The organism is Shigella sp. FC1544 (genome assembly GCF_001722145.1).
GTDB classification, from domain to species: Bacteria; Pseudomonadota; Gammaproteobacteria; order Enterobacterales; family Enterobacteriaceae; genus Escherichia; species Escherichia coli.
Window position 1 is genome coordinate 1 of record NZ_MECT01000254.1, and the last position, 1899, is coordinate 1899.

Consider the following 1899-nt stretch of genomic DNA (forward strand, 5'->3'; position numbering starts at 1 on the left):
TTGTTCCATGTGAGCGCGACACGGTCCTCACAGCTCTCAGTGGCATCAGCAGCAACAGCGAAAGACTGCTGTCGAAGCTCCGCAGAGGCACTGAGTTTTTCCAGCCATGCAGCGACCTGTTCACGGAATCCGGAGGTATTGCGTGCAGAGACGGTATCGGAAAGGCGGTCAAGGAACGCGGAAAAGGTGTTGGCATGCTCTTCATGTTCAAAAGCATGCCATATCTGTGATACATCAGATTGTTTGTTTTCCGGGAACCATGCTGTCACGGCATCAGCCAGGGGGCGATGGAGTGTATTCTGTTGTCCGTCACTCATGGAGAAGTAAATCTGCGGGCCGTGGTAGTCCGGCGAAGAGGTTAATCTTTGCAGGGATTGCAGAACGCGAGTCGACAATGGATTCCCTGAAATGTTAATCCTGTAACTTGAATCTAATTGTGAAAAACTCTCCGGAAGAGTGGTTATCTGATTAAAATGAAAATAATATTCCTTTTGTCTGATATTGTTTCTATCAGAAAATTGAGGAAAAGTAACCAGATTATTGCGCTGAGCACAGAGAATTTCCAGTTTATCCGGTAAGTCGGGTAATGTTGTCAGCCTGTTATAATAAACATGTAAAAATTTCAATTTTTCGGGAAGAGCCGGTAAGTTATATAGCCTGTTATTTTCAACAAATAATGATGTTAAATGGTTTGGCAAAACAGGAAGGTTTTCCAGTTGATTAGAACGAACACTTAAAGTTGTTAATGACTCAGGAAGTTCTGGTATCACAGAAAGCCTGTTATTATCAGCATTAAGTTCTTTGAGAAATGCAGGCAGCTTTGGCAATGATGTTAATTTATTATTTTCTACAATCAAAGCAGAAATATGCTTTGGTAATTCGGGAAGAGACGTCAAATTTAGGTCTGATAAATTTAATACTGCTTCTTGATTCTGAAAGCACTGGGAGAGTCTGTTAAAAGCAATGCCTCGCTCTTCCCCGGGAGAAGAGTTCTTTTCCCATTCAGTCAGGATTCTCAGATAATGTTCATTACTGGTTGAGTTTGAGTTAATAGAGGGGGAGCAAGAAACTGATGAGTGTGTATTATTTACAGAGAACATAATGCTAGGGCAACCTTATATTTGTGAGAATAAATATTTAAAATTGTATATTTATACAAATTTCACTTACCATTTCCGATATTAAGTTTTAATAGTTTCCATTTTACACATAACAGAAGTTAGTTGTAATTTATTTATTGAGGTTTTCTATGGAATTCTTTTTTATTGTGACTGCAGTCAATAATAACACTGAATTCAACATTCCAGTGAGCAAGGAAATGTAATCCGAGTAAGTATATTTGTTTTACATCATATTTTAGCCAAGCTCATTTATTCCTATTATAGAATGATAAATTAAAATTACTGTAAAAAAACGATACACATTTAATACGAGGGAGGCCGGCAGAAAAACGGCTTGCGGTAAGGCAGGAGAAATGTGTGCCGCGAATGAAGTCCTTGTATGACTGGATAAAGCTCCAGAGGAAAACTTTGTCAAACCATGCTGAAATGGTAAAGGCGTTCAACTATATCCTGAATCACTGGAATGCACTGAATGAGTTTTGCCGGGTAGTACTTCCAATCATTAGAATATGTGCTTTTCAATGAAGGAACCGATGACTTTTTCGTGGATTTCCACGGAACGCGAGAAGCAGATTGTTTTACGTGCCAGCCGCTTGATGCGGGGGCGGAGGGTCAGGTTGTTACGTTCATACGTTGCGTGAAGATTTTGCCGGTCAGGTGTTTCTCCTCCGGCACTTCTCTGGCGTAGCTGCCCCAGTCATCGCTGGTCACCATGCCGATACAGAACGGAGTCAACAGGGCTAACAGTTCCCGACAGGTCTCATCATTCCGTGGCCCG

3 pseudogenes are annotated in these 1899 nt (G+C 41.1%); 1 reads left to right on the plus strand and 2 read right to left on the minus strand.

Annotated elements, in window-relative coordinates:
* Positions 1 to 1100, minus strand: a pseudogene (ipaH7.8, locus tag BGK49_RS13475) (T3SS effector E3 ubiquitin-protein ligase IpaH7.8); the annotation flags it as partial.
* A 327-nt stretch (positions 1101 to 1427) separates the two neighbouring features.
* Here ipaH7.8 and BGK49_RS27080 point away from each other — a divergent pair.
* Positions 1428 to 1607: pseudogene (locus BGK49_RS27080) on the plus strand (IS66 family transposase); the annotation flags it as partial.
* A gap of 16 nt (positions 1608 to 1623) precedes the next feature.
* On the opposite strand, the pseudogene BGK49_RS13480 reads toward BGK49_RS27080, so the two are convergent.
* Positions 1624 to 1899, minus strand: a pseudogene (locus BGK49_RS13480) (IS1 family transposase); the annotation flags it as partial.